Annotated in this window: 22 protein-coding genes; 16 read left to right on the top strand and 6 right to left on the bottom strand. The window is 67.6% G+C overall.

Going from position 1 to position 26,271, the window contains the following annotated elements:
* Window positions 1–38: 38 nt before the first annotated feature.
* The 5 genes from KW83_RS02865 to cyoD all read left to right on the top strand — a co-directional run bounded on the left by KW83_RS02865 (window position 39) and on the right by cyoD (window position 5,703).
* Window positions 39–1,274 (top strand): PP2C family protein-serine/threonine phosphatase, encoded by a 1,236-nt coding sequence (locus KW83_RS02865; protein WP_036174906.1) that lies wholly within the window; start codon window positions 39–41, stop codon window positions 1,272–1,274.
* A 377-nt stretch (window positions 1,275–1,651) separates the two neighbouring features.
* The gene (locus KW83_RS02860; protein WP_051928163.1) at window positions 1,652–2,674 is read left to right on the top strand and encodes a cytochrome ubiquinol oxidase subunit II family protein; all 1,023 of its coding nucleotides are present in this window, start codon (window positions 1,652–1,654) and stop codon (window positions 2,672–2,674) included.
* A complete protein-coding gene (locus tag KW83_RS02855) occupies window positions 2,661–4,748 on the top strand; it encodes a cbb3-type cytochrome c oxidase subunit I (protein ID WP_081904415.1) in 2,088 nt (695 codons plus the stop codon). Before KW83_RS02860 ends, KW83_RS02855 begins: the two co-directional genes overlap by 14 nt.
* A complete protein-coding gene (locus KW83_RS02850; protein ID WP_036174118.1) occupies window positions 4,745–5,362 on the top strand; it encodes a cytochrome c oxidase subunit 3 in 618 nt (205 codons plus the stop codon). Before KW83_RS02855 ends, KW83_RS02850 begins: the two co-directional genes overlap by 4 nt.
* On the top strand, window positions 5,359–5,703 hold the full coding sequence (cyoD, locus tag KW83_RS02845) for a cytochrome o ubiquinol oxidase subunit IV (protein WP_036174115.1): 345 nt from the start codon (window positions 5,359–5,361) through the stop codon (window positions 5,701–5,703). Before KW83_RS02850 ends, cyoD begins: the two co-directional genes overlap by 4 nt.
* Window positions 5,704–5,710: 7 nt before the next feature.
* Here cyoD and KW83_RS20860 read toward each other — a convergent pair whose 3' ends face one another.
* The 3 genes from KW83_RS20860 to KW83_RS02830 are packed head-to-tail and all read right to left on the bottom strand — an operon-like array spanning window position 5,711 to window position 12,442.
* A complete protein-coding gene (locus KW83_RS20860) occupies window positions 5,711–7,762 on the bottom strand; it encodes a glycosyltransferase family 2 protein (RefSeq protein WP_051928161.1) in 2,052 nt (683 codons plus the stop codon).
* On the bottom strand, window positions 7,759–11,787 hold the full coding sequence (locus tag KW83_RS20855) for a TolB-like translocation protein (protein ID WP_036174112.1): 4,029 nt from the start codon (window positions 11,785–11,787) through the stop codon (window positions 7,759–7,761). The genes KW83_RS20860 and KW83_RS20855 overlap by 4 nt, the downstream gene beginning before the upstream one ends.
* A gap of 4 nt (window positions 11,788–11,791) precedes the next feature.
* The gene (locus tag KW83_RS02830; RefSeq protein ID WP_036174110.1) at window positions 11,792–12,442 is read right to left on the bottom strand and encodes a sulfotransferase family protein; all 651 of its coding nucleotides are present in this window, start codon (window positions 12,440–12,442) and stop codon (window positions 11,792–11,794) included.
* A 175-nt stretch (window positions 12,443–12,617) separates the two neighbouring features.
* Here KW83_RS02830 and hslO point away from each other — a divergent pair, with 175 nt between their 5' ends.
* From hslO to KW83_RS02790, 8 genes are all read left to right on the top strand, one after another.
* Entirely contained in the window at window positions 12,618–13,619 is a 1,002-nt protein-coding gene (gene hslO, locus KW83_RS02825; RefSeq protein WP_036174108.1) for an Hsp33 family molecular chaperone HslO, read from the top strand.
* The gene (locus KW83_RS02820; RefSeq protein ID WP_036174106.1) at window positions 13,606–14,196 is read left to right on the top strand and encodes a CoA pyrophosphatase; all 591 of its coding nucleotides are present in this window, start codon (window positions 13,606–13,608) and stop codon (window positions 14,194–14,196) included. The genes hslO and KW83_RS02820 overlap by 14 nt, the downstream gene beginning before the upstream one ends.
* Window positions 14,193–15,332, top strand: a complete 1,140-nt coding sequence (locus tag KW83_RS02815) for a CCA tRNA nucleotidyltransferase (RefSeq protein WP_036174104.1) — start codon at window positions 14,193–14,195, stop codon at window positions 15,330–15,332. The genes KW83_RS02820 and KW83_RS02815 overlap by 4 nt, the downstream gene beginning before the upstream one ends.
* A 66-nt stretch (window positions 15,333–15,398) precedes the next feature.
* Complete coding sequence (locus tag KW83_RS02810) at window positions 15,399–17,237, top strand: ABC transporter ATP-binding protein (protein WP_036174102.1); 1,839 nt, start codon at window positions 15,399–15,401, stop codon at window positions 17,235–17,237.
* Complete coding sequence (locus tag KW83_RS02805; protein WP_036174100.1) at window positions 17,234–19,069, top strand: ABC transporter ATP-binding protein; 1,836 nt, start codon at window positions 17,234–17,236, stop codon at window positions 19,067–19,069. Before KW83_RS02810 ends, KW83_RS02805 begins: the two co-directional genes overlap by 4 nt.
* The gene (locus tag KW83_RS02800; protein ID WP_036174098.1) at window positions 19,070–20,299 is read left to right on the top strand and encodes a class I SAM-dependent RNA methyltransferase; all 1,230 of its coding nucleotides are present in this window, start codon (window positions 19,070–19,072) and stop codon (window positions 20,297–20,299) included. It begins immediately after the preceding gene.
* A 92-nt stretch (window positions 20,300–20,391) separates the two neighbouring features.
* The gene (locus KW83_RS02795) at window positions 20,392–20,892 is read left to right on the top strand and encodes a L,D-transpeptidase family protein (RefSeq protein ID WP_036174094.1); all 501 of its coding nucleotides are present in this window, start codon (window positions 20,392–20,394) and stop codon (window positions 20,890–20,892) included.
* Window positions 20,893–21,365: 473 nt separating this feature from the next.
* Window positions 21,366–21,554, top strand: coding sequence for a hypothetical protein (locus KW83_RS02790; RefSeq protein ID WP_036174089.1), 189 nt, complete (start codon window positions 21,366–21,368; stop codon window positions 21,552–21,554).
* 90 nt (window positions 21,555–21,644) lie between these two features.
* On the opposite strand, the gene hemH is transcribed toward KW83_RS02790, so the two are convergent.
* Together hemH and KW83_RS02780 are read right to left on the bottom strand one after the other, a co-directional pair.
* Window positions 21,645–22,733, bottom strand: coding sequence for a ferrochelatase (hemH, locus tag KW83_RS02785; protein ID WP_036174086.1), 1,089 nt, complete (start codon window positions 22,731–22,733; stop codon window positions 21,645–21,647).
* Between the two features lie 56 nt (window positions 22,734–22,789).
* Window positions 22,790–23,632, bottom strand: coding sequence for a methyltransferase domain-containing protein (locus KW83_RS02780; RefSeq protein ID WP_036174082.1), 843 nt, complete (start codon window positions 23,630–23,632; stop codon window positions 22,790–22,792).
* 20 nt (window positions 23,633–23,652) lie between these two features.
* On the opposite strand from KW83_RS02780, the gene KW83_RS02775 reads away from it, so the two are divergent.
* Genes KW83_RS02775 through KW83_RS02765 form a run of 3 tightly spaced genes read left to right on the top strand, consistent with a single transcriptional unit; the run spans window position 23,653 to window position 25,491 of the window.
* On the top strand, window positions 23,653–24,375 hold the full coding sequence (locus tag KW83_RS02775; protein ID WP_036174079.1) for a ComF family protein: 723 nt from the start codon (window positions 23,653–23,655) through the stop codon (window positions 24,373–24,375).
* Window positions 24,376–24,409: 34 nt separating this feature from the next.
* Window positions 24,410–24,664: a glutaredoxin 3 gene (grxC, locus tag KW83_RS02770; RefSeq protein WP_036174076.1), complete on the top strand. Its 255-nt coding sequence runs from the start codon at window positions 24,410–24,412 to the stop codon at window positions 24,662–24,664.
* Window positions 24,661–25,491, top strand: a complete 831-nt coding sequence (locus tag KW83_RS02765; protein WP_036174073.1) for a carbon-nitrogen hydrolase family protein — start codon at window positions 24,661–24,663, stop codon at window positions 25,489–25,491. Before grxC ends, KW83_RS02765 begins: the two co-directional genes overlap by 4 nt.
* On the opposite strand, the gene ubiG is transcribed toward KW83_RS02765, so the two are convergent.
* On the bottom strand, window positions 25,488–26,243 hold the full coding sequence (ubiG, locus tag KW83_RS02760; protein ID WP_036174070.1) for a bifunctional 2-polyprenyl-6-hydroxyphenol methylase/3-demethylubiquinol 3-O-methyltransferase UbiG: 756 nt from the start codon (window positions 26,241–26,243) through the stop codon (window positions 25,488–25,490). The genes KW83_RS02765 and ubiG overlap by 4 nt on opposite strands.
* Window positions 26,244–26,271 lie beyond the last annotated feature (28 nt).

Here is a 26,271-nt window from a genome sequence, read left to right as displayed (position 1 = left end):
ATGATGTCTCATTGGGCCTTGTCGTGACAGAACATTTCATGCCCCCGCTTCCGGTCGCGACAGCCACGATGTCGATCCTGGTGATCGACGATTCACGACTGCAACGGCGGATCCTGATTTCTGCGCTGACGCCGCTCGGCTACCGGGTCCGGGATACCGCCTCTGCCGAAGAGGCGCTGGACCTCTGCCGTGAGGAGATGCCGGATATCGTCATCAGCGACTGGCTCATGACGGGGATGAGCGGCCTCGATCTCTGCGCGCGTCTGCGGGAGACATGCGGCGAACACTATGTTTATTTCATCATCCTGACCTCCAAGTCCGACAAGGGCGAGCTTGCCGAAGCCCTCAGCGCGGGCGCGGACGACTTCCTGTCCAAGCCGCTGTCCGCCGATGAGATGCGCGGCCGCATCGCCGCGGGTGAACGCCTTTTGCGCATGGGCAAGGAGCTGCGGGAGAAGAACCGGCTGGTGACCTCGACGCTCAGTTCCATCCGGGAGATCAACGCTCGGCTCGACCGCGACCTGGCCGAGGCGCGCAAGCTGCAGATGTCGCTGACGCCACGCGACCCTCTGGTGATCCGCGATTGGAAAGTGTCGTTCATGCTCCAGCCGTCGGGCCATGTGGGCGGTGACCTCGTCGGCTATTTCACCATTTCGGATAGGCGTGTCGGGATCTTCTCGCTTGACGTCTCGGGGCATGGCGTCGCCGCGGCTCTCGTCACGGCACGGCTTTCCTCTTGGTTCGCGGGCACCACGTCAGAGGCCAATATCGCTTTGCGCGACGGTGCCGACGGTGTCGAGATGGATACGCTGCCGGAGATTTGCGCGCGACTGAACGAACGGTTCCTGAGCGATCTGCAGACCGGCCACTATTTCACCATCATCCTGGGGGAGCTCGATCTGGAAACTGGCGCCTTCCAGTTCGCGCAGGCCGGCCACCCACACCCGATGCTCATCGCTGCGGATGGCGGAACAGCTTTCGTCGGGCACGGGGGGCCGCCGATCGGCCTTCTTCCCGACATGGAATTCCCGGCGGACCACGTGATGATACGTCCGGGAGAGCGGCTGCTGATCTATTCCGACGGGTTGACGGAATGCGCCGGCGCGGATGGCAATCTTCTGGATGAGGATGGTCTGACCCGGTTGGTCAAAGGCAACCGGGCGCTCGGCGGCGGTGCGTTCCTCACCGCGCTGGAGAAGGACCTGACCGACATCCTTGCCGAAAGCGACCTGCGCGACGACATGTCTGCGGTCCTGATCGAACGCATGAGCTAAAGGGCCTTCCGCTCCGGATCCCGTGGCGGGACCGGCGCGGGGGTCGCCCGGAGGAACCGACGGGACCCTTCGGCGGCCGTCTGTATCGGCCGAGCCTTGCTGCGGCCCCCGGGCAGAATTGTCGGGCCGCGCAAAAACCGGCCGCAGCCCCGTAGGGCTTGGCACGCTGAGCTTGGCGGCTGGCCGTCGCAACCGTTTGCGGGCGGGTGCCGATCCGCAGAACCGGGCGCGCGGCAAATTGTCATGGCGCAGGTCTTGCCCACACCGCACTGGTCTCGGGACCAAGGGGCCGGTCAAATCGAATTCCCGCGCCCTTGACCTTTCCGCCTCTGCAGACAACTCATGGCGTCATCAGTGACGGTTTTCTGCGTGGTCGGATGAGGCAGTCGGAACACACCTGGTTCGCGCTGTTCGCGTTCACGGTCTTGGCCGCAGCCATTTACACGCCGGCCAGCGCCGCCACCCATTCGGCGGACTTCATGCGACCTCTCGGCCCCATCGCCGACATGCAGCGGACCGAGCTTTTCTGGGCGACCGTCATCGTGATGGTCGCCATTCTGCCCGTATTCGTGGGCGTGCCCTGGATCCTGTGGCGATATCGACGGTCGAACGACAAGTCGGAATACGCGCCCGCCTGGCATTTCGATACCAAGCTGGAACTGGTCATGTGGGGGGTACCGGCGGCAATCGTTGTCGCCTTCGGGATCTGGCTCACCCAGGCGGTCTTCAGGATCGACCCGTATCGCACCATCGATGCCGAAATGGCGGAGGGGATGAATTTCGAGATCGATGGCCCGCCGGTCGTCGTGGATGTGGTCGGGCTCGACTGGAAATGGCTCTTCATCTACCCGGACGAAGGCGTGGCAAGCGTCGGTGAGATGGTCATTCCGGTGGGCCGGCCGGTGTCCATGCGCCTGACGACGGACACGGTGATGCAGAGCTTCATGGCGCAGGGACTCGCCGGCCAGATCTACGCCATGCCGGGAATGGTGACTCGTCTCAACGTGCTTGCGGAGCGGGAGGGCACGACCGTCGCCGAGAACACGCAGTACAACGGCACCGGCTTCGCCTCGCAGCGCGCGCCGGCCCGCGCGGTGACGGACGCGGAGTTTAGCGCCTGGATCGACACCGCCAGAGCCGCGCCGCCGCTCGATGACGAAACCTACGCCCAACTGGCAAAAAGCGGTGACGTTGCCGCTGCGCGGCGCGATCTCGGGCGGACCGGCAGCGGGCCGCTGGCCTTTGCGCTGCCGGACCCGATGCTTTTCGGGCGCATCGTCGGCCGCTATCGCACCGGCGCGCCGGTTCCCCCCGAACAGCAACCGGGCAGCCATTCCTACGACCCGGAGGCCGCGCGCCTCCCTGCGACCGACAAGGGCATGTCCGATGGAAATGACTGACATCTTCGGCCGCCTCAGTTGGGCGGACCTGGTTCTTCTGGATGTGTTCAGGTCGCCCTCCGTCGACACCGCCGTTTCTTCCGGCGCGGCGTGGATAATGGTTCTCGGCGCCGCGGCGGTCCTGGTCTGGCTGACCGTCGCGGGCCGCTGGGGCTGGCTCTGGCGCGACTGGCTGACCACCGTCGATCACAAGAAGATCGGCATCATGTACATCACCCTGGGGTTCATCATGATGGCCCGCGGCATCGCCGAGGGCGTGGTCATGCGCAGCTATCAGGCGACGGCCTACCAGGGCGGCGCGTTTCTGTCGGAAGAACACTGGGCAGAGCTTTTCTCGACCCACGGCACGGTGATGATCTTCTTCGTGGCCATGCCGTTCATCACCGGTTTCATGAACTATCTCATCCCGCTGCAGATCGGCGCGCGGGATATGGCCTTTCCGGTCCTGAACCAGATCAGCCTGGGGCTCACCGGTACGGGTGCTGCCCTGGTCATGATCAGCCTTGCCCTCGGCGGGTTCGAGACCGGCGGCTGGACCGCCTACCCGCCCTTCACCGGCGCGGATTTCGATCCGGGTCCGGGACCCGATTACTGGGTCTGGTCGATCGTGCTGTCGGGCTTCGGCTCCATGTTCTCGGGGCTGAATTTCGCGGTGACGATCTACAAGATGCGGGCGCCCGGTATGGATTACCTCAAGATGCCGGTGTTCTGCTGGACCGCGCTGTGCACCTCGATCCTGCTGATCTTCGCCCTGCCGCCGCTGACCGTCGCGGGATTGATGCAGGCGCTGGACCGTTTGCTGGGGTTCCATTTCTTCACCAACGACCTCGGCGGCAACATGATGAACTACGCCAACCTGTTCTGGATGTTCGGCCACCCTGAGGTCTACATCCTGATCCTGCCCGCCTACGGCATCTTTTCCGAGCTTACGGCCACGTTCGCGGCAAAACGGCTTTACGGCTACAGGTCCTTGGTGATGGCGACGATGTCGATCGCGGTGATCAGCTTCGGCGTCTGGCTGCACCATTTCTTCACCATGGGCCAGTCGCCCTCGATCAACGCGGCCTTCGGTATCGCCACGGCGATCATCGCCGTTCCGACGGGCGTGAAGGTCTATGTCTGGATGGCGACGCTCTGGCGCGGGCGGATCCGCATGACCACACCCATGGTCTATATGACCGGGTTCTTCATCCTGTTCACCATCGGGGGATTTTCCGGCATCATCCTGGCGAATCCGGCGATCAACTGGCAGGTCCACAACACGCAGTTCATCGTCGCGCATTTCCACAATGTCCTGCTGCCGGGGCTGATCTTCGGCATCTTCGCCGGGATCCACATCTGGTTTCCCAAGGCCTACGGCTTCCGCTTGCACGAGCGGGCGGGGACCATCACGGCGATCCTGTGGATCGTGGGGTTCGCGATGACCTTCCTGCCGCTCTATGCCGTGGGGCTGCTTGGGTATCCGCGCCGGTCGGCCGCCTTCGACGATCCGGCGTTCCTGCCCTATATGTACGTTTCCCTGACCGGCGCCTTTATCCTGCTGGCGGCCTTCTGCGGACTTTTCGTCACGCTCTGGATCTCGATCCGGAACCGCGACAGCCTTGCCGTGCCGTTGGGCGACCCCTGGGACGGCCGGACGCTGGAATGGGCGACCCCGTCGCCGCCGCCGCCCTGGAACTTCCCGGTCATCCCGCAAGTCAGCAGCCTGGACGCCTTCGCCAAGGAAAAGGCCGAGGGCAAGCCCTATGTCCAGCCGGCGGAGTACCGCGATATCGAACTTCCGGCACCGACCTCTGCGGGGATGGTGGTGATGGTATCGACCACCGCGCTCGGCTTCGCGCTGACCTGGTGGATCTGGTGGCTGGCGGCCGCCGCGGCGTTCGGATTGGTGGCTTATTTCTTCGTCCGATCGTTCTTCGAATACCCTCATATCGTCATCCCCGCGATCGAGGTGCAAAGAGTGAACGAAGCCTGGATCGAGGCACTGCATCTTTGTACGCCGGTGAACCGCGATCATGAGGACGATCCGCGCAACCGGGGCCATGCGGCCACCGACATGGCGATCGCGTCATGAGCCAGGAGACCAATGTCCATCCGGGGATGAACCTGGGCTATTCCGACGGAGAGCATGAGGCCGAGGTCAAGGTCTTCGGCTTCTGGGTCTTCGTCATGAGCGACCTGGTCACCTTCGGGCTGGTGTTTGCGATCTTCGGCACGATGGCCGGCGCGACGGCGGGCGGTCCGGGGCCGGAAGACGTGACCGACCTGAAGAGCATCGCTTTGCAGACGGCGCTGCTTTTGGGGTCGTCCTTCGGGTTCAGCTGGGCCAGCCTGTCGATGAAATATCACAACCAGCGCTGGCGCACGCTGGGCTGGCTTGCGGTCGCGGCGACATCCGCCCTCAGCTTCCTGATCGTAGAGGCCATCGACTTTCGCGACTGGTATCACATGGGCGCCGTGCCGCAGAGGTCCGGTTATCTCAGCGCGCTCTGGGCGCTGGTCGGCCTTCACGGGCTTCACGTCGCCGGAGGTTTGGTCTGGATGGCGGCGATGACGGGACAGATCCTCAGATACGGCCTGACCGATCAGATCAAGAGCCGCGTCACCCGTATGGGGCTCTACTGGCATTTCCTGGACATCGTATGGATCGGGATCTTCTCCATGGTGTTTCTGGCGGGGGTGGCATGAAGCTCGACGATCTCAAGACCCGCCTCATGCTGGATTCCAGAAACGAGGAAGAACGGGCCGAGCGGCGGTTCTACTTCATCGGCCTGATCCTGTCCGTCCTCCTCACTGTGGCATCCTTCGCGTCGGTGATGACGGGGCTGCTGCCGCGGGCTTGGATCTTTCCGACGCTGGTGATCCTGGCGCTGACGCAGATCGTGGTGCATCTGCGCGTCTTTCTGCACATCGACCTCAGCCGCCAGAAGCGTGAGGATCTTCAGCTTCTGCTCTTCACCATTCTTCTCTTGTCCATCATGGCCTTCGGAACGCTCTGGATCATGGCCAGCCTGTCCGCGCGGATGTAGCCCCGGATCAGGCGGGGGCCGGCAGGGCGGGCAGGATTGCCCGGCCTTCCGCCCGGCCGCTTCGGCAATAGTGCAGCAGCGCGATCTGTCCGGCCGCCAGTACATCGGGATGCGCCTGGTAATAGGCCAGCGTATCGAACCGGGGTCCGGGATTGCGCCCCTCGGCCGCGCCGTGTCGAACGAAGTGCCGCGCGGGGTCCGCGCCGCTCTCGGCGACATCGGGATAGGCGGCCAGGTACCAGTCGGGATCGAATTCGGGTGCGGCCCGGACCTCTGCCACGAGCCGCCGCAGACGCAGACGGCGGGCGATGCCGCGGGGCCGGACAAGGGCCCGGCAGCGCTCCAGAACCTGCCTGCGGACGGCTTGGTCGTCGGGGGGCAGCACCCCGCAGGCGCGGTCCAGATCTGCACCCAGCCGGTCGAACGCCGCGGTCAGAAGCGGAGTGTCCCCGCCGGCCGCAAGCGCCTGCATCGCGTCGAGGATCCCGCATACCAGCGCGGGACGGGCATCGACCAGGGGCTGCCGCGACAGGTCCGCGGGCGGCGCCTCTTCGCCCGGTAGTAACGGGCCGGTCCGATCGGGCGCGATCCATGCCTCCGCGGGTCCGAGCGCGGCGCGCCAGTCGGCCGCTAGATCGTGGTCCAACACCGCGAACCGCGGCAGCCCACGGCTGTTCCGTTCGGCGTCGAGGATCCGGCGCGCCCATGGTAGTGCGTCGGCCTCCTGCTCCGGCAACGCGCCGACGCAGAGCACGACGCTCAGCCCCATATGCCGCTCTTTGCAAAGCTCCCGCCACAGGGGAAGCAGACGACAAAGGCGCGCGTCCGCCACCACCGCCTGGTTCAGGTCGGCGAAATCGGCCATCAAAGTCTCGAACAGGGTTGCCCTGTAGGCTCTGGCGACGGGCGCGGCGAACCGGGCCGGATCGACCGGCGCGGGTCCGTTGGCGCCGATTTCGGCCAGGATCGCGGTATGGACCGCCGGCAACTGCGCTTCACCGTCACTGTTCAGCGGCGGCGTCGCGCCAAGCCGGACCAGCAGCCCCCCGACGGAAGCGCAGGCAGCGCCGTCCGGTCCGCTGACGAGGATGAGCCGGCCGCCGTCGTCCCGCGCCGCGACCGCCGGCGGTGCGGTGGTCGGTTCGGGCAGGCGCGACGCGGGCAGGCTGCGCAACGCGCGAGACATGGACCTGTCCTCTATGAGACACCCCGCGGCCAGATCGGCGGCGACCTGCCGTCGGTCTGGCAAGGCCTCCCGATAGGCCGGCCAGATCGAGCCGTGCTTTTCGGCCATGGCCAGCCAGCGGCGGTACTTCCAAGAGGTAAGCTGCGGCAGTTCCGGACGTCCGCGCACCGACGATCCGATTCGCCGCACCGTGCGGTCGAAATCCTCAAGCGATCGGACCGGGAAGTGCACGATTTCCACGGCGCAATCGCGCTCTTCCGGCGCGTGTCCGTCGTAGATTCCGCCGTGCGCGCCGCGTTTGACCCGGTTCAGCCCGCGTGTCGGAAATATGACCTTGGCCGGGACCTGGTGCTGGAAATAAGTGGTCTGAAACCTGATCGCTTGCACGTCGGCCTCTGTTTCCGGGGACGGGGGCAATACGGGGGGCGACACCGCCCGGTAGATCAGCGCATCGGCCCAATGGACGCTGAGCAGCGCATCGCGCGGTCCGATCATGTTGTGCCGCCGGCAGACCAACAGGCAGGGCCGTTCGGACGGATCCGGCAGCACATCGTGCAGACGCCCCGACGGCGCGCACCAGAACTCGTCCGCATCGTTGCAGATCACCCAGTCTGCGCTCATCCGGTCACGGGCCATCAGCGCCATGCGCGTGGTCCAGATGTCCTGCAGATACGCCCTCGACGGCTCATGCAGCAGGGTCAGCGCACCGTCCCGAGCGAAAGGTTCCAACGCCTCCACCGTCCCGTCGACAGACCCGTTGTCGGTGGCGATGACGTGATCCACGCCTTGGGCAAGATGCCAGGCCACGTTCTCGGCCACGATATCGGCGGCATCGCGGACCAGCAGCGTCATTATGAGCCGCGGCCGGGTCATGGCGCGGCCTTCCGTTCCAGCAGGTAGATCTGCCGCCCGCCGTCCTGAAGCGACGTCACCACGATGCGCTGCCCGTCCCGGGACGGCACCGGGTGCAGGTCGCAGCGGAACGGCCCGTGGTGCGGTCTGTGGCCGGTGAACCGCGCCAGCCGCGTCGCCGCGCCGGTGCCGCGATGAAGGCGCATGACGTCGATCTCCTCCGCATAAGGCGTGTCGTAGATCGCCCAGTCCGGCGCATCGGGGATGTGGCGGAAATGGACGTTGCGGGTAATCAGCTCTGGGTAGGGCGCGGTGATGTCCGCCGAACGGGGGATGCCGTCCCGGGCCATGACAAAACGGCCTTCGGATTGGTGCCAGAAGTAGAGCGACCGGTCGTCCAGCCACATGACGTGGCTTGCGCCCCGCGCCAAGAGGGACAGCCCGGTCCCATCCATCCCGCAGGTCAGGCTGACGCCCATCCTGCCGGTCCAGGGGCTTTGCAAGTCCGCGGCGCGCCAGCGAAGCTTGACGGTGAAGCGGCGCCCGTTCGGGGAAAGCTTCACGTGGTTGAACCAGTGGACCAGGGCGCCGGACAGGTGCTCCTGTCGCTCTTCCTGCGGCAATCGTTCGGCCAGAAACGCCACGGCGCGGGACAGCGGCAGGACCAGCTTCGGCGCAGGTTCGTCGGCGGCAAGCCCCATGCGCCAGACGCCATCCTCTGCCGGGGCGCCGCTCTCCAGCGCCGCGCCGCGCCCGCCGGGATAGCCGTAGCCGGGGCGCGCGCGGTCGAGGCGGGCCATGTTCAGCGACAGCGCCGCATCCCCGCCGGGGGAGATCGCGTAGACCGTGCGCGGCAGCGTCCGTGTGGTGCCCGTGCGGATGTCGTGGAGGCGCGCGACGAAGGCGTCGCCATCCGCCGCGTCGTCCGCGCGGACCCTGTCGTTCCAGATCAGCGCCTGGCCACCGGGAAGCCATTGCGCCATCGGCCCTTGCTGCCAGCTCCAGGCGCGGCTCGCGCCGATGCGGGCGAAGCCTCCGGCTTCGGCATCCACAATGCCGATGTCCACGGCATCTTTCGGCGTCATCCAGCGGCCCTGCATGCGCATCCGGTAGGCGGCGATGCGGCGGGCATCGTCGCTCAGGACCGGAATGTCGTAGTAGCTGTGGGCATGAAAGAGGCCACCGCCGCTGCCGAAAGTGAGTTGGCGGAGTGTCCAGTCCGGGTCCAGCGCGGCGGCGGCCGCGTTACGCGCCTGGCGCAGAAAGGCGGCACGGGGACGGACCCGTGCCAGCGCCGTCCCTAGCCCGGCAATTTCGGCCACGCGGTTCTGCCAGGCCATGCGGGCGGCCTCCGGAGGGTGCGCGTGCACGTCCTTTGGTCTGATCCGCCCGCCGTTGCGCTGCAGGTAATCCAGGATCCGCCCGCCATAGCGCGACCCCGCCGGACTGGCGCCTTCGGTCCCGCGCCGATCCTCAAGTCGTCGGACAAGGCCCGCCGTCCACTTGACGTGCATCACCCGGAACGGAAGCGTCCGTCGCCAGGCCGGTGACTTCACGCGCGCAAAGTGCATCAGCGGCAGGCCGTAGATCAAGGCCTCAGGCGGACCTTCCTGCGGATTGTGACCACCGAGACCGGGCCGCACGTCGCCCCGGTGGAGCATTGTCTTGACCGTACCGGCGGCGTCCTCTTCCCCGGCGCGCTTGCCCAGGGCAAGGCCGACCTCTGCGGCGACGGGGACCTGTTCCCACAGCCCGCGGTCGGGGTGGATCGCGGGCAGCGACCCGTCAGCCGCGATCCGGTCCACGAACGGCCCCTGGACACAGCGCACGCCCCGCGCATCGCAGAACGCGATGACCTCTCGCAGCGTCGCGGGATAATCGTGGAACTCGTCCGCGTCGGCGTTCACGATCCAGTCGTCGGCCTCCGCCACGCTGTCTTGAAGCGCGCGGCGCCGGTCCCACATCCCCGCGCTCGTATAGGGACCGATCCAGAGTTGCGGTGCCGCGGTCCCCGCCCGGTCGAGGAGCGCGCGCGCCGCCGCCAGCCCCTCATGCCCCTCCGTCCGTGCGTTCAGGATCAGATGCATCCGCGACGGGGGTATGCCCAGCGCCGCGTAGTGGGCCAGGAAATGCGGCAGAAGGGGCAGATCCCCCCCGCACGGCCCATCCACCCCGATGCAGGAGATGAGGCGCGGCGGCGCGGTCTTCGAGGCGCCGGCGGCACAGGCCGTCGCCATGGTGTCGCCGTCCGGGTCGCCGCGCCATTCCTCTGCCTCCACGAAGGCGGCGAGGCGGGCGGAAACGTCGGCGGGCCGCATGGCGTCGGCGGAAAGGGGCGGCTTCTCCGTCAGGCCGACGAGTCCGAGGAACCCGTCGATCCGATCGGGAAACTGGCGCCGGTCGATGCTGACGGCGCGCGCGCCGGCTCCTTTCGGCGGCGGGACCGGGCCGATCCGCTCCGGCGCCTCCATGGACCAGAAGGCCACCCGTGCGTCCGGCTCGGTCGCCGCGGTCCGCGCCCAGATCCGGCGTGCGATCGGCATGGCCTTCTCGTGTTTGCGGGTGTGGACCACGACCTTTCGGAAGATGTCGGCATAGAATTGCTCTGCGTCATGCAGCCCCATCATCACGTCAGAGCGGTGCCACGCGTGTCCTGCCGCCAGCATCTGGCGCTTGACATGGGATTCGGGGCGGCGCTGGGAGGGATCGAAACTGGCCGTGGACAGCGCGGTTCGCAGCAGATCGGTCCGGTAGAGATGCTGGCCGGCGACCCGCTGTCGTCCCATGAGCGGGTCGGCGACCACGCCGCTGACGCCGAACATCACCGGATCGAGATGCCGGGCCTGTGCCAGAAGGTCCGCGACCGCGCCGGGCCTGAGCAGCACGTCGGCATCGAGGCAGAGCGTCCACGCCGCCCCGGACGCCACGCCGCGCTCGAACCCTGCGCGGATGGCGGTGGCGAAAGGCACCTCATGCAGCAGGGTCACCCGGTCCGGACCGACCTCTGCCGCTGCAAGCGCATGGGCCAGCGCCTCGGTCCGTTCGCCGGCCGCGCGGATCGCCACGAAGACCTGCGGCCCCGTGGCGCGGGCGGCCGGCCTGCGCGCGCCTTGCCGCAGAACCCGCATCGTGGCGCGCCAGTCGCCGTCCGGACGGTCCGCGGACCCGCGCAACGCCACGTCTTCCAGGCGGACGCGGCCGTGGCGGGACAGGTAGTCGCGCAGCTTGCCGCCATATTCGCGGCCCGCAGGGCTGACGCCGGACATGGCCAGCCGCCGCTCGACCGTCGGCAACCGCGTCGCGCACCATTTGTAGTGTGCGCTCTGGAACGGAAAGGCGAAGCGGATCGAAGGGGTCGCGATCTCTGCAATGCGGTGGAGCGGGCGCCCGGCAAGGAACCGGGGGCCGTCCGCCGCAGCGGCGGCCGAGGAATCCGCCGTAAGCCCCTCTGGATTGTGGCCGCCGCGGCGCGGAAAGACGTCCGCACGATGCAGCATCAGCTTGGTCGTGGAAGAGATGCCGTAGTGTTCGCCCTGTCCGAAGATTCGGAACGACGCCTCGCATTCGATCGGGAACTGGTCTGCCAGCGCGGGGCTGTCGGCCACCGGCGCCAGCAAACCGCCCGGCGCAAGCCGGTCGATCTGTAGCCCCTGAACGCAGGTCGCATCGACATCCCGGCAATGGGCAATGACCTCTGCGATCGGCGCGGGATAGCTGTGGTGCTCGTCCATGTCGGCGTTCACGATCCAGTCGCCGTCCCGCGCCACCCGCTTTTGCAGCGCCCGGCGCTGCGCCCACATCGCGTCGCTGGTATAGGCGCCGATCCACCGCACCGGGATGGCCGCGCCGAACGCTGTCAGCTGCCGCTCCGCATCGCAAAGGCGCGGGTCGTCGGCCTCGACCGCGTTCAGGATCACGTGAATGTGGCCCGGCGCGATGCCCAGCCCTGCGTAATGTCGCAGGAAATGCGGCAGCAGCTCCATATCCAGCGCCACCCCGAGACAGGAGATCAGGCGCACCGTCGGTGCGGTTGTCGTGCCGGCCATCGTGTCAGTCCCCGAAACGATAGCCGAACCGGTCGATCAGCCGGGCGTTCCGGCGTGCCACGATCGCGCGCAGTTCGTCGGTGTAGTAGTCGGTATAGTGGCCCCGGTCCGTGCGGTTCATATGCGGCAGGACGATGTCCCGACCCAGGCGGTCGCAGATCCTGGACCAGTCCTGCGACAGATGCTCGAACCTGGCGTAGAATGCCATCGGCACGGGGTCGGTGCCGCCCGGCGCGATCAGGTGCTCATCCTGAGTGACCTGTGTATGGAAGGCCACGTAGAGCTCGGGCGTGGTGAACTTGCGCGGATGGGGGTTGTGCCGGGCGCCGTCCTTCCAGCCGCCCCTGACGAAACGCTCGAAGCTTGGCGCCGCATCGCCATAGGCGTTCTTGTTGCTGGTGACGAACCGCCAGCCGGACACCGTCCAGTCCCAAGGATTGCGCAGGAAACAGAAGCTCCAGCTTCTGGCGAAGATGTCGCGCCCGAGGCGCCGGGCGACATGGGCCGCCGTGCCTTCAAGTCGGTCCATGCCGCGGGTCGGGTATGGTTCGGCATCCGCGAAACTGTCCGCAAGTGCGGTCGAGATCGAATAGCCCGCCGTCTTGGGCAGATGAAGGAACGTCGCGTTGCAGGACGGAATGTAGAGACTCGCCATTGCCGCCCCGGTATTTGTTCCCCGGGGCTGGATATCGCGTTTTCTGCCGTTTCGCCATAGACAGCGCCGGATTCCCCAAGGCGTTGCGCTCCTGCCGCCGGGCCCTGGGGTTCAACGCGGCGTTGCCGCGCCTATATGGACCCGGTATGCCGAACCCCGCCCCCCGAGGATGCCCATGACCCTAGGACAGACCATCGCCTGGGACGATACCGTCCTGCCGTTCCAGCTCGACCGGTCTGACATCCGCGGACGGGTTGCGCGTCTGGACGGTGTGCTGGAGCAGGTGCTGGCCCAGCACGACTACCCCCTCCCGGTCGAGGCGCTGGTGGCAGAGGCGGTGACCCTGACCGCCCTGATCGGACAGACGATCAAGCTGCGCTGGAAGCTGTCCCTGCAGGTGCGGGGCGATGATGCGGTGCGGCTGATCGCGACGGATTACTTCGCCCCCGGGGCCGATGGCCGCCCGGCCCGGATCCGTGCCTATGCCAGCTATGACGCGGATCGGCTGGACCCGGCCGCGCAGCCGTTCAGCCAGATCGGCAAGGGGTATTTCGCGATCCTGCTGGATCAGGGCGACGGCACGAAACCCTATTCCGGGATCACCCCCATCGCCGGCGGATCGCTGTCCACCTGCGCCGAGACCTACTTCGCCCAGTCCGAGCAGTTGCCGACCCGGTTCGCCGTCAGCTTCGGTCAGGCCGCCGCTCCGGGCAAACAGGCGCATTGGCGTGCCGGCGGGGTGATGCTGCAGCACATGCCAAAGGCGTCCCCTCTTCGTCCCGACGCGGGCGGCAGCGGCGACGGGGGGCTTTTATCGGCAGAAGATGTGCTGGAGGGTGATGAGGCTGAGGACTGGAACCGCGCCAACACCCTGCTCGACACCGTCGAGGAGACCGAGCTGGTCGGGCCCCATGTCCAGCCCACCGAACTTCTGGTGCGGCTCTTCCATGAGGAAGGCCCGCGGGTCTTCGACGCCCAGCCGATCCGGTTCGGGTGCACCTGCTCTGCCGACAAGGTGCGCCAGAGCCTGTCGATCTACTCGCAGCGCGACATCGGACACATGACCACGGAGGACGGCACCGTGACCGCCGACTGCCAGTTCTGCGGCGCGCATTACGAGTTCGATCCCGCGACCCTCGGGTTCGAGGCCGAACAGGCGCCGGATGGGAAACGGTGATCTCCGCGCACGGTTGATGGCGGCGCTGTCGAAGGACACCGGTCCGTCGTCGGATTTCGATCTCAACGCCGCGATCCGCCCGCCCCGCCAGATGACCCTGCGCGGAGCGGGCGTTCTGGTGCCGGTGCGCGAGGACGGGCGGGTGATCCTGACTAAGCGATCCTCAAGCCTCAGCCAGCACCCCGGCCAGGTTGCCTTTCCCGGCGGCCGGATCGAGGACAGCGACGCCGATCCTACCGCCGCGGCCCTGCGCGAGGCCTGGGAGGAGATCGCCCTGCCCCCCGATTCGGTCGAGGTTCTGGGACAGCTGCCGGTCCATGACACCGTCACAAACTACCGCATGACGCCGGTCCTGGGGCTGGTACGCGGCACGCCGGACCTGGTGCCCGAACCCGGCGAGGTGGCCGAGATTTTCCACGTGCCGCTCGACGTTCTGGCCGATCTTGGCAATTACACCACCCAGTCGCGCGACTGGCGCGGGACCGCCCGGCACTACCATACGGTCCCCTGGGGCCCTTACTATATCTGGGGCGCGACCGCGCGCATCCTGATCCGCCTGGCGGAGCGCCTGTCATGAGGCTGGACGGGCTGTGGCTGAACGATCCCGGCGCGCGGCGGCTGATGGCGCTGCTGGACGCGGCCGGTCACCGGGCGCTTTTCGTCGGCGGCTGCGTACGCAATGCCGCATTGGGAATTGCCGTGGACGACATCGACATCGCCACCGACGCCCTGCCCGCCCGGGTAACCGATCTGGCCGAGGCAGAGGGCTTTCGCGTCCTGCCCACGGGGCTCGACCACGGAACGGTGACGGTTCTGGGGCCACGGCCGCTGGAGGTCACGACCTTCCGCAAGGATGTCGAAACGGACGGGCGCCGCGCCGTTGTCGCGTTCTGCGCTGACGTCGCGGAGGATGCGGCCAGACGCGATTTCACCATGAACGCCCTCTATGCAAAGGCGGACGGAACCCTCGTCGATCCGCTGGGCGGCTGGCCGGACCTGATGGCGCGGCGCGTCCGTTTCGTGGGCGACGCGCGGCAACGGATCGAAGAGGACTATCTGCGGATCCTGCGCTATTTCCGGTTCCATGCCTGGTACGGCGACCCCTCTGGCGGGCTGGACGCAGAGGCGCTGGCCGCCTGCGCGGCATCCGCCGACGGGCTGGCGCGCCTCTCTGCCGAGCGTGTGGGGCGAGAGGTGGTCAAGCTGCTGGCCGCCCCAGACCCGGCGCCGTCGGTCGCCGCCATGGGCCAGAGCGGCATCCTGTCGCGTGTCCTGCCGGGCGCGGATGCGGTGCATCTCGCCCCCCTCGTTCATCTGGAGGGCGTTCTGGGCGTGGCCCCTGACCCGCTGCGGCGCCTGGCGTCGCTGGGCGGCGACCCGGGCGGTCTGCGCCTGTCGCGCAAGGACAGGCGCGCCCTGGACACCCTGCGCCACGCCATCGCGGGCGGCGCCGGCGCCTCTGAACTGGCCTGGCGTCTGGGCCGGGAGACGGCGCGGGACGTGGAACTGCTCCGCGCCGCCGCCTTCGGCGCGCCCCTGCCTGCGGACCTCGATGCGCGGCTCGACCGGGGGGCGGAGGCGGTCCTGCCGGTCAGCGGCGCGGACCTGACCGGCCGCCATGCGGGCCGCGAGATCGGCGCCCGCCTCGCCGAGCTGGAGCGGCGATGGATCGACTCCGGCTTCACCCTGTCGCGGGATGACCTGCTGTCCTGAGCGCCCGGGTCGGTTTCCCTTCGCGCCGGAATTCCCTATCATTCGGGGACAGCCCGAAAGGCCCGCATGTTCCGCTATTTCGAATCCCTCGTGGACCCTTATGCCCCGCATGAGGTGACCGACGCGCCGCCGCGCCGGCTGTGGCCGTTCATGCGCGACTACTCGCGGCCCTTCACGCGGATCTTCGCGCTGGCCGGTGCCAGTTCCGTGCTGGTGGCCTTGGTCGAGGTCGGGCTGATCGCCTATCTGGGCCGGGTGGTGGACCTCCTTGTGGGCGATCCGGCAGAGGTCTGGGCGGCCCACGGGACCGAGCTGATCCTGGTGGCCCTTGCGGTGCTGGTCCTGCGGCCGCTCTTTCAAGCGCTGAACGTGCTGCTTTTGAACAACGCGATCATGCCGAACTACGGCACGCTCTTTCGGTGGCGGGCCCATTCCCATGTGCTGCGCCAGTCCGTCGGCTGGTTCGAGAACGACTTCGCCGGACGCATCGCCAACCGGATCATGCAGGCGCCCCCGGCCGCCGGAGAGGCCGTGTTCCAGGTGTTCGACGCGCTGACCTATGCCGTCGCCTTCGTGATCGGCGCGGCGGTCCTTCTGTCCGGCGCGGACCTGCGGTTGCTGTTGCCGCTGGTGATCTGGGCCGTGCTCTACGCCTTCCTGATCCGCTGGGTCGTGCTCCGCGTGGCGCCGGCGTCAAAGGCAGCGTCGGATGCGCGCAGTCTGGTTACGGGCCGTGTGGTGGACAGCTATACCAACATCCATGCGGTCAAGCTTTTCGCCCATCACGACCGGGAGCTGGAATTCGGGCGTGAGGCCATCGAGACGGCGCGGACGACGTTTCAGCGGGAGATGCGTCTTTATACGGTCATGGACGTGACACTGGCGCTGCTTGGCAGTCTGTTGATGGTCGGGATCGTCGGCTGGGCAATCGCACTATGGTATGCAGGCTCGGCCAGCGTCGGCGTGGTCGCCACGGCGACGGCGCTGGCAATGCGACTGAACGGGATGACCGGCTGGGTGATGTGGGCCATCAGCTCTTTCTTCCGCAACCTCGGCGTGGTGGCGGAGGGGATGGAAACCATCGCCCAGCCCATCGCCCTGACCGACCGTCCCGCCGCGCGCCCGCTTGAGTTCCGTGAGGGCCGCATCGGGTTCGAGCGTGTGTCGCACCACTACGGACGCGGGTCCGGCGGATTGCAGGACGTATCCCTTGACGTGGCCCCGGGAGAGAAAGTCGGTCTGGTCGGCCGCTCGGGTGCCGGGAAATCCACCCTGGTCAAGTTGCTCCTGCGGTTCTACGACCCTGAATCCGGCACCATACGCATCGACGGTCAGGATATCGCAAAGGTGACCCAGCCCAGCCTGCGGGCGCGGATCGGCATGGTGGGCCAGGAGGCGACGCTGCTGCACCGTTCCGTGCGCGACAATATCCTCTACGGCGATCCGCAGGCGGATGAGGCGCGCATGATCGACGCCGCGCGGCGTGCCGAGGCCGACGGTTTCATCGCGGGGCTGAGCGACAGCCACGGGCGCCGGGGCTACGACGCCCATGTGGGCGAACGCGGCGTCAAGCTGTCGGGCGGTCAGCGGCAGCGGATCGCGCTGGCGCGGGTGATCCTGAAGGACGCGCCGATCCTGGTGCTGGACGAGGCGACATCGGCGCTCGACAGCGAGGTCGAGGAGGCGATCCAGGGCACGCTCTACGGGGTGATGGAGGGCAAGACGGTGATCGCCATCGCCCACCGCCTGTCCACCATCGCGCGGATGGACCGGATCGTGGTCCTGGACGACGGGCGCATCGTCGAGGACGGAACCCATGCCGATCTGCTGGAGCGGGGCGGGCTCTACGCGCGGCTCTGGTCGCGGCAATCGGGCGGATTCCTGGATCTGGAGGCCGCCGAATGATGCGCGCCCTCGCCGGCCTGATCGACGCCTTCCGCCCCGCGGACGGCCCTCCGCCCCGGACCCTGGGCGCGTTCTTCGCCTGGGCGCTGTCGGGGGCCTGGAAATGGATGATCGTCGCGGGGCTGCTGTCCGCCGCGGCAGGCACGGCAGAGGTGGTCACGGCGCTGTTGCTGGGCAAGGTCGTCGATTCGGCCGTGAACAGTCCGGTCAGCAGCTATTTCACCGACAATACCGGGTTGCTGGTCGGCACTGCGGCATTCTTCCTGATCTTGCGGCCGGTCCTGTTCGGGCTCAGTTCCGCGTCGAACTCGATCATGGTCGCGCCGAACGTAAACCCGATGGTGCTCATGCGCTTGCATCGCTGGACGCTGGGCCAGGCCGTCACCTTCTTCGACGACGACTTCGCCGGACGCATCGCGCAAAAGCAGATGCAGACCTCTCGCGCGATCACCGACGTGGCCAGCGAGTTCATCAACGTGGTCAGCTTCGCGCTTGCGTCCCTGATCGGTTCGGCGCTGCTTCTGACCACGATCAATGGCTGGATGGCGCTGGGGCTGGCGGTCTGGACCGTCGCCTATCTGGCCACCATCCGCTGGTTCATGCCCCGCGTGCGCGCCAGGTCCAAGGCGCGGGCCGCCAGCCGGGCGATGGTGTCGGGACAGGTCGTGGACACGATCACCAACATCAAGACGGTCAAGCTTTTCGCCCATTCCGACCATGAGGACCGTGCCGCGCTTGAGGCCATCGGCACCTTCCGCGAACGGGTGGTGGATTTCGGCATCCTCTCCGCCGGGTTCCGTTTCGCGCTGATGACGCTGGCGGGGGTGCTTCCGGTGCTGCTGATCGGGGGCACGCTGTGGCTGTGGTCCGTCGGAACCGCCAGCCCGGGCGATATCGCCGCGGCGGGCGCGATTTCCATCCGCATCGCACAGATGACCGGCTGGGTGTCGTTCACGCTGATGGGGATGTACGCCAATGTGGGTGAGGTCGAGGACGGGATGAACACCCTCACCCCGCCCCACCAGCTGGCCGATGCCGACGCGGCGCCCGATCTGCCGCGTGGCGCCGATGTCCGGTTCGAGAACGTGAGCTTTACCTACGGACGTCAGACCGGCGGCCTCAGCAACATCACCCTGACCCTTCGGGAAGGGGAAAAGCTGGGGCTGGTCGGTGCCTCCGGGGCAGGCAAATCCACCATGGTCGCGCTGCTCCTGCGGCTCTACGACGCCGAGAGCGGGCGCATCACCGTCGCCGGGCGCGACCTGCGCGACGTGACACAGGAGAGCCTGCGCCGCCGGATCGGGATGGTCACGCAGGAAACCGCCATGTTCAACCGCTCGGCGCGGGAGAATATCCTCTACGGCCGCCCCGATGCGCCAGAGCAGGAGATGTTCGCCGCCGCCCGCAAGGCAGAGGCGCATGACTTCATCCTGGGGCTCAAGGATTTCCGCGGCCGCACGGGCTACGACGCGCATCTGGGAGAGCGCGGCGTGAAGCTGTCGGGCGGCCAGCGCCAGCGCATCGCCCTGGCCCGGGCGATCCTGAAGGACGCTCCCATCCTGGTGCTGGACGAGGCAACCTCGGCGCTCGACAGTGAGGTCGAGGCGTCGATCCAGGACGCGCTCGACCGGGTGATGGAGGGCAAGACGGTGCTGGCCATCGCGCACCGGCTCAGCACCATCGCGCGAATGGACCGGATCGTGGTGCTGGAAGAGGGCCGGATCGCGGAAGAGGGCACCCATGAGGACCTGCTGGACCGGGGCGGCATCTATGCGCGCTACTGGAAGCGGCAGTCCGGCGGCTTCATGGGTGTGAACGAGGCGGCAGAGTAGATGCGGGTCCGGATCGACCGTCTCGGCCATCGGGGCGACGGGATCGCGGAGGGTCCCGTCTATGTGCCCGGCGCGCTGCCCGGCGAGGAGGTCGAGGGCGATCTGGATGGCGACCGGATCGAGGCGCCCCGGATCCTGTCCCGTTCCGCCGACCGGACCGAACCGCCCTGCCCCAACTACGCGACCTGCGGCGGCTGTGCGCTCATGCACGCCTCCGATCCGTTCGTCGGCCGCTGGAAGGTCGGTATCGTGCGGCAGGCGCTGGAGGCCCGCGGCCTTCCTGCGCCGATCCGCGGCATCGCGACATCGCCGCCCCAGAGCCGGCGGCGCGCCACCTTCTCCGGGCGGCGGACGAAATCCGGTGTGATCGTCGGCTTTCACGGGCGGCGGAGCGACACGATCTCGCGGATCGGCGGCTGCCGGGTTCTGGTGCCCCAGATCCTGGCCGCGATGCCGGTGCTGGAGCGGCTGACCGACGCCGCCGCCTCGCGCAAGGGTGATGTTGCGCTGGTCGTCACGCATGGGCGCGACGGGCTGGATGTGGCGATCCGTGGCGGCGCAGAGCTTGGGCGGGACACCCTGGCGCGGCTGGCACGGATCGCCGCGGACGCGGGGCTCGCCCGCCTGTCCCTGGACGGCGAGACGGTCGCCCAGGATCGCCCGCCCGCCCAGCGCTTCGGCGGCGTCCGCGCCGTACCGACGCCGGGGGCGTTCCTGCAGGCGACCGAGCAGGGGCAATCCGCGCTTCTGGCCTGTGTCTCGCGGGCATTGGGTCCGGCCGGGCGGGTCGTGGACCTGTTCGCGGGATGCGGGACCTTCGCGCTGCCGGTCTCCCGGCGGGCAGAGGTTCACGCGGTCGAGGGCGACGCCGCCATGACGGAAGCGCTGGTCGCAGCCTGGCGGGGCGGGCGCGGCCACCGTCCGCTGACCGCCACGACGCGCGACCTTTTCCGCGATCCCCTGGCGGCTGCGGAACTCTCCGGTTTCGACGCCGCGATCATCGATCCGCCCCGTGCGGGCGCCGCGGCGCAGACCGCGGAAATCGCGGCCTCCGGCATCGGCACCGTCGCGGCCATTTCCTGCAATCCCGTCACCTTCGCGCGCGACGCGGAGCGGCTTGTCGATGCGGGCTTCGCGCTCGACTGGGTGCGGGTGGTCGATCAGTTCCGATGGTCGCCCCATGTCGAGCTTGCCGCCGCTTTCTCCCGTGGCGAGAAGGTCGCGCCTTGATCTGCTGTTTTCGTGATGACGAACGGCGGTCTTCCGCGCAGAGACGATCGGCTGTAGGGTCGAAAAAAAATCCAGAGGCAGAGAGCAGATATATGAGCGTTCTACGTATATTCCTTCTTGGGCTCGTCTTGTTCGGCGTTGCCGGCTGCGGCGGCGACAAGTTCCGTACCTACGATGGCCCTGACGTCACTCAGGTTCTGCTGTACAAGGGAGAGCGGAAGCTGCTGCTCCTCAACGGGCAGACCGTGCTTGAACAATACGATGTCGGTCTTGGCTTCGCCCCCCAGGGCCACAAGCAATTCGAAGGCGACGGCCGTACTCCGGAGGGCAACTACCTCATCGACAAGCGAAATCCCAACAGCCAGTACCATCTGTCCGTCGGGATTTCATATCCCAACCCGGTGGACGTGGCCCGCGCGGCGGCGATGGGCAAGGATCCCGGCGGCGATATTTTCATTCACGGACGCGGCCCGACCTACAAGAAGGATGCGGCACGCGACTGGACATGGGGATGCATCGCCGTAAAAGATCGCGAGATAGAGGAAATCTATGCGATGGTGACCGACGGTACGCCGATCTCGATCTTTCCCTGACCCTGACCCTGACCCTGACCCTGACCATGTCCGGAATCGTGCGCGTCAGCCTACCAGCGGGGCGGATTGCGCGATACCGCACCTCGGTCGGGAGGGTCGACCGCGTCCGGCCCTCGTGTTCCTGGCGCCAACCGAGTTCAGAGTTGCGCATGCATCGGTGACGACCTTGCGCACTTCGATCCGGCCGGCGAAAATCTCAACTCCGGTCGCTTCGGTCAACTGGATAGTCCCGCCCGCCGAACGGGCGCGATGGCGTCCGGGACAGAATTTCGGGGAGCTCTGGGCGCGGGTCGGCAACGGCACACAACTGTTGCTTATTTGACAGCCTCTCGCGGTGACGGAACCTAATGGCACGTAAGGGATTTTCCTGACGTGGTCATTGCCATTTATAACGGCGACCGAGGTACAGCCTTTGGGTGCCTGCTGCCGCCTCACGAATACTTTGGCACCGGGCTTAACTGGAGAAACGAGATATGAAGAAGATTGCTCTTGCCGCTGCCCTTTCGGTCGCCGGAACCGGCGCGTTCGCGGGCGGCATGGTCGCCGAGCCGCCGATGATGGAACCGGCCGTTGTCGTGGAAGAATCCTCGGCCGCGTCCGGCGGGTTCGTCATCCCGTTGCTGCTGCTGGCCGTGGTGGCCGCTGTCGCAGCGACCGACTGATCGCATCAGTCACAACGACAAGGAAAGGCGGCCGGGCTCTCCGGCCGCCTTTTTTCGTGGTTCCTGCGTGGGGGCGCACTGAAACGGCGGTCAGATCCAGCCGCCGAGGTTTTCCACGATGACCTCTTCAAGCGCCGCGATATGCGCATCGTCGTCGTTCAGGCAGGGGATATAGGTGAATCGCTTGCCGCCCGCCTCTTCGAAACTCTCACGGATTTCTTCGTTGATCTCTTCCAGCGTCTCGATGCAGTCGGCAGAGAAGGCCGGCGCGATCACCGCGATGTCGTCGACCCCGCGCTCGGCCAGTCGGGCGACCTCTTCCACCGTATAGGGTTGCAGCCATTCCTCGGGACCGAATCGGCTCTGGAACGTGGTGGTGATGCGGTTGTCGTCCCAGCCCAGGCGTTCGCGCAGCAGGCGCGTCGTTTTCTGGCACTGGCAATGATATGGATCGCCTTCCAGCAGATAGCGCTGCGGCACCCCGTGATACGAGCAGACCAGCATCCGCGGCGGCGTGCCGAGCGCGCCGTAGGTCCGTTCGACGGATTGCGCCAGCGCGTCGATATAGGACGGCCGGTCGAAATAGGGTGCGGCGGTGCGGGCGGCGGGCTGCCACTTTTCCTTCATCAGCGCGCGAAAGAACTGGTCGTTTGCGGTCGCGACAGTGGCGCCGGCATATTGCGGGTAGAGCGGGAAAAACAGGATCTTCTGGCAACCCTCCGCCACCATCTCCCGTACCGTCTTGAGGGTAGAGGGATTGCCGTAGCGCATGCAGAACCGGACCATCACGTCATCGCCATAGCGCTTGCCGAGAGCTGCGCGCAGCTTTTCGGTCTGCGACCTGGTGATGGTCATCAGCGGGCTTTCGCCCGCGTCCTCGTTCCAGATCGACTTGTAGGCCGCCCCCGACGAGAACGGCCGTTTGGTCAGGATGACACCCTGCAGAAGCGGCTGCCAGATCAGCGGCGAATAGTCGATCACCCGCTTGTCCGAGAGGAATTCGTTCAAATAGCGGCGCATCGACCAGTAGTCGTACCCGTCCGGTGTTCCGAGGTTCGCCACCAGCACGCCGATCCTGGCCCGCGGAACGGGGGGGTGGTCCTCGTCGGCGTGATCGGGCCGTGTGGCGTCCTTGGCCGTGAAGAGCGCGGCGGCCTGGGCCGACTTGGCGTCCAGCATTCTCATCGTCTCCATCGTCGCGGTCTGGCAGCGAGATACAGCTTTGCCCGGGACGGTCAATCGCCCCGCTCGTGCGAATCGTCGCGCAGCGGATGCTCTGCGCCGCCAAGCGCATCGGCGAGCCGGGCTGCGGCGGAGCCGGGACGGAGCGGTTTCGGCTGGCTCTCCGCCGGCGCCCAGCCGGACAGGTGCATCAGTTCGAACGTGGTGGCGATGCGGGCCGGGTCGCCGGGGTCGGGTGCGGAGTAGGCGTTTCGGGCAGCGTCGAGCATCGACCGAGGGATCGGCCTGGCGTCGCGGCTGGCAAGGGCGTTGCCCTCTCCCATGTGGCGCAGGTCGCGCATCAATGCGGAAACATCCGCGTAGGTCACGGTGAAGCGATCGGTATCGGCGACCGGCAGGGCGAACCCGGCACGCTGCAACAGGGCGCCGCCATCGCGGACCTCCATCATCGGCGCGATGCGCGGAGAGATGCCGCCGCGGGTCGCCGTCTCCGCCTCTGCAAGGGCCTGGCGGAGTTCGGACAGGGTGCGGCCGCCGAAGCACGCGGCCAGAAACAGGCCGTCGGGCTTCAGCGCGCGGCGTGCCTGGACAAGCTGGCCGACCGGATCGTCGGCCCAGTGCAACGCCATGGCGTGCAGGATCAGGTCATGCGCACCGGGTTCCAGCGCCAGTGCAGCGTCATCCGCGACGATCTGTGCGCCGGGATGCCGCGCGGCCCAGAACGCCGGATGGCCGGTCACCACGGCCGGACATGTGAACGTCCTGTTAACCGCCGATATGGTTTCGTCGAACCTGTCCGCCGCCGCGTCGTGCAGGAACAGCGCGTCGTTCCGCGTCCGGGCGCGATTGCGGGCAAGGGCGATGCGGTCTGTCAGGGTCGGCGGGGCCTGGGACATGCTTGGGAGGTAGGGACGGAATGGGGCTGTGGCAATCGGCGCTCGATGCGGTCTATCCGCCCACCTGCGCGCTCTGCGACGTGGAGATTTCCCATCACGGGGGACTCTGCGGCCTCTGCTGGGCCGAAACGCCGTTCGTGACGGGCTGTACGTGCGAGAGTTGCGGCACGCCGCTGCCCGGAGAGGCGGAGCCCGGCTTGGCCTGCGACGATTGCATCACCACGGTACGCCCCTGGTCACGCGGACGCGTGGCGATGATCTACCGCGACGGCGCGCGCCGCATCGTGCTGCGACTGAAACATTCGGACCGGCTGGACCTGGTAGGTCCCGCGGCCCGGTGGATGGCGCGGGCGGGGCGCGATATCTGGCCGGATGCGCCTTTGCTGGTTCCGGTGCCGCTGGGCCGGGGCCGGTTGCTGCGGCGGCGCTACAACCAGGCGGCCCTGCTGGCGCGCGGCATCTCGCGTGAGACCGGCCACGAAACGGCGCTGACCGCCCTGGTGCGGGTCCGCCGCCCGGTTCTGCGGGACAAGGACGATCGCGACACCCGTTTCGCGGCGCTGGAAGACGCGTTCCGGCCCCATCCGACGGCAGGAGGGGTTCTGGCGGGACGCAACGTCGTGCTGGTCGATGATGTAATCACCACCGGCGCGACCCTGACCGCCGCGGCCGCTGCGGCGCTGGCCGCAGGGGCCGCGGATGTGCGCGTCCTGGCTCTGGCGCGGGCCACCCGGGATGCCTAGATGAGCGACGAAAGACGCTTGTGAGGGAGGCCCCATGGCCCAGGTCGAGATCTACACCACGCCGCTGTGCGGATACTGCCATGCCGCCAAGAGGATGCTGACCGGAAAGGGCGTGAGTTTTGCCGAGACGGATGTCTCCCGCACGCCCGAATTGCGCCGGGCCATGACCGAGCGGGCCGGCGGGCGGCGGACGGTGCCGCAGATCTTCATCGACGGCACCCATGTGGGCGGGTTCGACGACCTGGCCGCCCTGGAGCAGGCCGGAAAGCTCGATCCGATGCTGTCATGAGGGCGGGGCTGGTCCAGATGACCGGCTCCGACGATCCCGAGGGCAACCTCGGCCCCTTGCTGACGGCGGTGGAGGCGGCCGTCGCGCAGGGCGCGGACCTTGTGCTGACGCCAGAGGTCACGAACTGCGTGTCGGCCAGCCGGGCGCGCCAGCAGAGGGTGCTGACGCCGGAGAGTACGGACCCGACACTGACCGCCCTGAGGGCGGTTGCGGCGCGCAGCGGGGTGCATGTCCTCATCGGATCGCTGGCGCTCCGAACCGACGATCCGGACGGACGGTTCGCCAACCGCTCCCTTCTGATCGACCCGGCGGGCGACGTGATCGCGCGCTACGACAAGATCCACATGTTCGACGTCGCCATATCGGAGACTGAGACCTATCGCGAATCCGACGGCTACAGGCCGGGCGACCGGGCTGTGACGGTGGAGACGCCCCTAGGGGTGCTGGGCCTCACGATCTGCTACGATCTGCGGTTTCCTGCGCTCTACCGGCGGCTGGCACAGGCGGGCGCGGAGATCCTGACGGTGCCTTCGGCCTTCTCGCCGGTGACGGGCGCCGCCCACTGGGAGCCGCTGTTGCGCGCCCGCGCGATCGAGACCGGCGCATTCGTGATCGCCCCCGCCCAGACCGGCGAACACCCCACGGCCGAGGGCCGCGCGCGCAGGACCCATGGCCATTCCATGGTCGTGTCGCCCTGGGGCACGGTGCTGCTGGACATGGGGACGATGCCGGGCGTGGCGGTGGTCGACCTGAACCTCGATGACGTCGCCGATGCCCGGCGGAAACTGCCGGGCCTGGAGCACGACCGGCGGATCCTCGGACCCTAGCCGGTCTGGGCCGCGTCCTCGTTCATCCGTTCGGCGGTCAGCAGGTAGTTCACCGACAGGTCGTTCTCCGACAGCGACCAGCGGTCGGCAAGGGGCGCGTAGGTCATTCCGGTGCGGTCCACGGGGGCCAGGCCGGCGGCGGTGCAGAGGCCGGAAAGCTCCCCTGGCGTCAGTAAGCGGTTCCAGTCGTGGGTGCCGCGAGGCAGCCAGCCCAGCACCCATTCCGCGCCGACGATCGCCAGGGCAAAGCTTTTGGCCGTGCGGTTGAGGGTGGACAGAAGGGCCAGACCGCCCGGCTCAACGAGCGTTCCGCAAGCCCGCAGGAAACCGGCGGGATCGGAGACATGCTCGACGATTTCCAGCGCCAGGACGGCGTCGAAGCGCGCGCCGCTTTCTGCCAGCGCCTCTGCCGTCGTGGCCCTGTAGTCGATGGCAAGGCCCCGTTCGGCGGCATGGACGCGCGCGACGGCGATGTTCTCCTCGGACGCGTCGGCGCCCACGACCTCGGCGCCCAGCCGCGCCATCGGCTCAGAGATCAGGCCGCCGCCGCAGCCGATGTCGAGGATCCGCAGCCCGTCGAACGGGCGGGGTACGGACAGATCCCTGCCGGACTGCGCCGCGATCTGCCGGGTGACATAGTCGAGCCGGCAGGGGTTCAGCGCATGGAGCGGTCGGAACGGGCCGTCCGGATCCCACCACGTTTCCGCGATCGCTGAGAATTTCCCGACTTCCGCGGCGTCGACCGTGCCCATCAGATGCCCCGTTCTTTTTCCCGCCCGA

This window comes from Palleronia rufa, assembly GCF_000743715.1.
GTDB classification, from domain to species: Bacteria; Pseudomonadota; Alphaproteobacteria; order Rhodobacterales; family Rhodobacteraceae; genus Palleronia; species Palleronia rufa.
This window is presented reverse-complemented; position numbering and strand designations above follow the sequence as displayed.

Bases quoted from the DNA above. Each gene is read 5' to 3' on its own strand.
- KW83_RS02830 (WP_036174110.1), bottom strand. From the start codon at position 12,442: ATGGCGAGTCTCTACATTCCGTCCTGCAACGCGACGTTCCTTCATCTG.
- KW83_RS02765 (WP_036174073.1), top strand. From the start codon at position 24,661: ATGAGGGCGGGGCTGGTCCAGATGACCGGCTCCGACGATCCCGAGGGC.
- KW83_RS02855 (WP_081904415.1), top strand. From the start codon at position 2,661: ATGGAAATGACTGACATCTTCGGCCGCCTCAGTTGGGCGGACCTGGTT.
- hemH (WP_036174086.1), bottom strand. From the start codon at position 22,733: ATGCTGGACGCCAAGTCGGCCCAGGCCGCCGCGCTCTTCACGGCCAAG.
- KW83_RS02860 (WP_051928163.1), top strand. From the start codon at position 1,652: ATGAGGCAGTCGGAACACACCTGGTTCGCGCTGTTCGCGTTCACGGTC.
- KW83_RS02790 (WP_036174089.1), top strand. From the start codon at position 21,366: ATGAAGAAGATTGCTCTTGCCGCTGCCCTTTCGGTCGCCGGAACCGGC.
- KW83_RS20860 (WP_051928161.1), bottom strand. From the start codon at position 7,762: ATGACCCGGCCGCGGCTCATAATGACGCTGCTGGTCCGCGATGCCGCC.
- cyoD (WP_036174115.1), top strand. From the start codon at position 5,359: ATGAAGCTCGACGATCTCAAGACCCGCCTCATGCTGGATTCCAGAAAC.
- KW83_RS02810 (WP_036174102.1), top strand. From the start codon at position 15,399: ATGTTCCGCTATTTCGAATCCCTCGTGGACCCTTATGCCCCGCATGAG.
- KW83_RS02865 (WP_036174906.1), top strand. From the start codon at position 39: ATGCCCCCGCTTCCGGTCGCGACAGCCACGATGTCGATCCTGGTGATC.
- KW83_RS02800 (WP_036174098.1), top strand. From the start codon at position 19,070: ATGCGGGTCCGGATCGACCGTCTCGGCCATCGGGGCGACGGGATCGCG.
- ubiG (WP_036174070.1), bottom strand. From the start codon at position 26,243: ATGGGCACGGTCGACGCCGCGGAAGTCGGGAAATTCTCAGCGATCGCG.
- KW83_RS02775 (WP_036174079.1), top strand. From the start codon at position 23,653: ATGGGGCTGTGGCAATCGGCGCTCGATGCGGTCTATCCGCCCACCTGC.
- grxC (WP_036174076.1), top strand. From the start codon at position 24,410: ATGGCCCAGGTCGAGATCTACACCACGCCGCTGTGCGGATACTGCCAT.
- KW83_RS02805 (WP_036174100.1), top strand. From the start codon at position 17,234: ATGATGCGCGCCCTCGCCGGCCTGATCGACGCCTTCCGCCCCGCGGAC.
- KW83_RS02820 (WP_036174106.1), top strand. From the start codon at position 13,606: ATGGGAAACGGTGATCTCCGCGCACGGTTGATGGCGGCGCTGTCGAAG.
- KW83_RS20855 (WP_036174112.1), bottom strand. From the start codon at position 11,787: ATGGCCGGCACGACAACCGCACCGACGGTGCGCCTGATCTCCTGTCTC.
- KW83_RS02850 (WP_036174118.1), top strand. From the start codon at position 4,745: ATGAGCCAGGAGACCAATGTCCATCCGGGGATGAACCTGGGCTATTCC.
- KW83_RS02815 (WP_036174104.1), top strand. From the start codon at position 14,193: ATGAGGCTGGACGGGCTGTGGCTGAACGATCCCGGCGCGCGGCGGCTG.
- KW83_RS02795 (WP_036174094.1), top strand. From the start codon at position 20,392: ATGAGCGTTCTACGTATATTCCTTCTTGGGCTCGTCTTGTTCGGCGTT.
- KW83_RS02780 (WP_036174082.1), bottom strand. From the start codon at position 23,632: ATGTCCCAGGCCCCGCCGACCCTGACAGACCGCATCGCCCTTGCCCGC.
- hslO (WP_036174108.1), top strand. From the start codon at position 12,618: ATGACCCTAGGACAGACCATCGCCTGGGACGATACCGTCCTGCCGTTC.